We start from the raw sequence: 3,180 nt of genomic DNA, 5'->3' as shown, positions 1-3,180 counted from the left end.
CATTTAAAAAAACTAGAAAAATCATTAATAATTCATAGATTTCAAATTTAAAGCCTACAAATGAATCTAAAATTCTGCAAAAGTACTATCCTACTATTTTTATTGCTTTTCCCTTTTCTGGGGTCCGCTCAAATCAAACTGGCTAAAATCTTCTCAAATAATATGGTTTTACAACAGAATGAACCCATCCGTTTTTGGGGTAAGGGACTTCCCGGCGAATCGCTCTCAATTGAGTTCGCTAATAAAAAGCAAACTATTAAGGTAAACAGCGATTCCACTTGGCTAGCTATCTTCAAAAGTCAGAAATATAATACAAAGGCTCAATCCCTCATTCTTGAGAGTGAAAAAGAAAAAATCGAGCTGAAAAACATTCTCATTGGAGATATATGGCTTTGCATCGGTCAGTCGAATATGGAATGGCCCATGTCAAAAGAAATGCATTATAAATCTGAAATCAAGGAAAGTAATCAGGCCAACATCCGCTTTTTCAATCCTACATACGCAGGGAAAAACACCTACAATATCCCATTTTCAGACTCCATAATTAAAAAACTAAACCCAAACGATTTTTACCAAGGTGAATGGGAGTCCTGCGATTTAAATACTTTTAAAGCCATGAGCGCTGTTGCTTATTATTTTGGAAAAAAGGTAAGTAATGAAACGGGGATTCCTATCGGACTGATAAACATTTCTATTGGAGGGGCTCCTCTTGAGACATTTATCAGTTTAAAAAGCTTAAAAACCAGTGCTGCTTTTGCTGACAAAGCGGCGGGCGACTGGCTTAAAAATAGTTCTTTGCCTGTTTGGGCAAGAGAGCGTGGCAGACAAAATACCACTGGAAAAGAAAATATTCAGGAGGATGAAAATGGAAGAAATCATCCCTTTAAAACCGGATTTGCCTATAAATCGGGTATTGAACCTATTTTAAACATGCCAATCAAGGGAGTTCTTTGCTACCAAGGGGAAAGTAATGCTCAAGAAATTGAACGGGTAAATGAGTATGCCGCACTTTCGGCACTCATGATCAGCGACTACCGGAACCAATGGGGAAACCCAAAAATGCCATTCTATTTCGTACAGTTATCATCCATAGATACAGTTCAATACAAGGGCCAGTTATGGCCAAATTTTAGAGATGAACAAAGAAAAATGCTTCAGCTAATTCCGAATAGCGGCATGGCCGTTACAAGTGATATCGGTTTTAGAAATGATGTACACCCAACAAATAAAAAAGATGTTGGCGCACGGCTCGCTCAATGGGCATTGGCAAAAACATATCGTCAAAATATCATTCATGCTGGTCCCCTAGCCCGAAATGCGAAATATAAATCAGGAAATCTAATTGTCAAATTTAAAAACATGAGTGCTTTCTTATCCACCTCCGATGATAAATCGCTACGCGGATTTTCAATAGATGGTAAAAATGATGTCCCAGCAAGCATAAGAAATAAAAGAGTAATTATTCCCTTAACAGAAAAACCAGAAACCATTTATTATGGATGGAAATCGTTTACAGATGCCAATTTGATCAATTCAGAAAAATTACCTGCATCCACCTTTAAATTAGAAGTGGAATAAAATAATTTTACAAAACATTTGTAAAAAATGGGAAAAACATAGCTTATTTTGGCACTCAACAGGAACGAAGCAATCTTAAAAGTGAATTTTTTAAAAAATAGATTGCTTCGCTGTACTTCCGCGGAAAGACCTTATAAAGATCTCTCAGTGAAAGCTCCGAAATTTTTTAGCTGAAAAACAAACTGAGGTGTTTAATTTTACCAAAGTCCCACACCTTCCTGCTTTTTAAACAAGGGTATACTTAGCATAAATTCATGGGTTGGGTTAGGAATTAAATAACTAGTGGGAATAGGCCATTCATATACATATCCTAATCTCTTCTTTCCTATCAATACCCCTAACTGGGCACTATTTGCATAATTTACCCGATGACCACCACCTACCCAAAACTTATCAAGAAGCAATAGTTTAAGATTAAATTCCAAATTGTCGGGAAGGTCATTTTGACTTCGCCACATTGCATTGATTACACCTTTAACTTGATCATTGATTTTATTTCGATATCCAGCTTGAGCGACGCTAAGTACGGGTTTACCTTCCATAAAAACATCTCCCTTACTAATTCCACCTCTATTAACGTTATGTCTGCCATATGACAAGTAGTAGTTCGGATGTGTCAATGATAGGCCTAAATTAAAATCAAGTACTCTCATATTGGCAAAATCCCCTAAATACTGATTGATTATTTGGTCATCCAATTGCTCAGCCATCAAATTATTGCCGTCTAAACGGATATGATTCATGTTAAGTCCAGCTCCAAGGCGCAAACTTAAATTCTCACTCAGCATCACTCTGGTAGAATAACTTAAAATAAGTTCAGTCTCACGAAAAGCACCATATTCATCATTAAGTAGATTGATTCCAATAGCATTTTTACCAAAAGATCCAGAACCACGAAGATCTGAAAAATCTAGCTCTGCTGATACGAAATAGGTCTTGGGTGCACCCTCCCATCCAGCCCATTGATTGCGTACAAAAGTCTTAACCATGGAGCCCTCATAAGCCGTCAAACCCGGATTATAATAACTCTGTAAGTGGCTGAACTGGGAAATATATTTCCTAGATTGACCCAAAACTGCAACACTTATTAGTAGTGCAAGACAGAATATCACTAATTTTTTCATAGATTTTTCAAATGTATTGACTAGTAATTACTAGCCTAATTTTTCCAATTAACAAGTTCTGAATATCATTCATCCAATGTCAATTGATAATTATTTTTTTACTTTCTCAATAAATTCAACAGACCTCTACGAGTTCCTAAATTTTCCTTAATCTCAATCACCCAATAGTAGGTACCTACTGGCACTTCCTTACCCTTGTAAGTACCGTCCCAACGCACATCAGGATCTTCGGTATAGAAAACTCTAACTCCGCTACGCTCAAACACTTGAACTCTTGCTCCCAAATACGACCTAATATCTGGAACGCCCCAGGTATCGTTAATCCCGTCTCCATTAGGAGTGAATGTGTTGTAAATAACTATATCATTAATCGACGGGCGTGTCCGCGTGATTTCCAAGAGTTTATTAAGGATGTTTCCGTCTCGATCTGTCACTCGAACAACAATTTTGAAGCTCGTCCTACCCGCTACAGGGTCTG

At 37.3% G+C, this 3,180-nt stretch carries 3 protein-coding genes; 1 reads left to right on the top strand and 2 read right to left on the bottom strand.

Features of this window, described 5'->3' with window-relative positions:
- The first annotated feature begins 60 nt into the window (after nt 1-60).
- Nucleotides 61-1,578 carry a sialate O-acetylesterase gene (locus tag ACILQF_RS12075; RefSeq protein WP_395627655.1) on the top strand — a complete coding sequence of 506 codons (1,518 nt, stop codon included), beginning with the start codon at nt 61-63 and terminating at the stop codon, nt 1,576-1,578.
- 197 nt (nt 1,579-1,775) lie between these two features.
- On the opposite strand, the gene ACILQF_RS12070 is transcribed toward ACILQF_RS12075, so the two are convergent.
- Both ACILQF_RS12070 and ACILQF_RS12065 read right to left on the bottom strand, forming a co-directional pair.
- A complete protein-coding gene (locus ACILQF_RS12070) occupies nt 1,776-2,702 on the bottom strand; it encodes a PorP/SprF family type IX secretion system membrane protein (RefSeq protein WP_395627654.1) in 927 nt (308 codons plus the stop codon).
- A 98-nt stretch (nt 2,703-2,800) separates the two neighbouring features.
- A partial coding sequence (locus tag ACILQF_RS12065) for a gliding motility-associated C-terminal domain-containing protein (RefSeq protein ID WP_395627653.1) occupies nt 2,801-3,180 on the bottom strand: 380 nt, incomplete at its 5' end.

The organism is Daejeonella sp. (assembly GCF_044232565.1).
Lineage (GTDB): Bacteria > Bacteroidota > Bacteroidia > Sphingobacteriales > Sphingobacteriaceae > Daejeonella.
The sequence above is the reverse complement of the archived record's forward strand: the minus strand, read 5'-3'. Positions and strand labels throughout refer to the sequence as shown.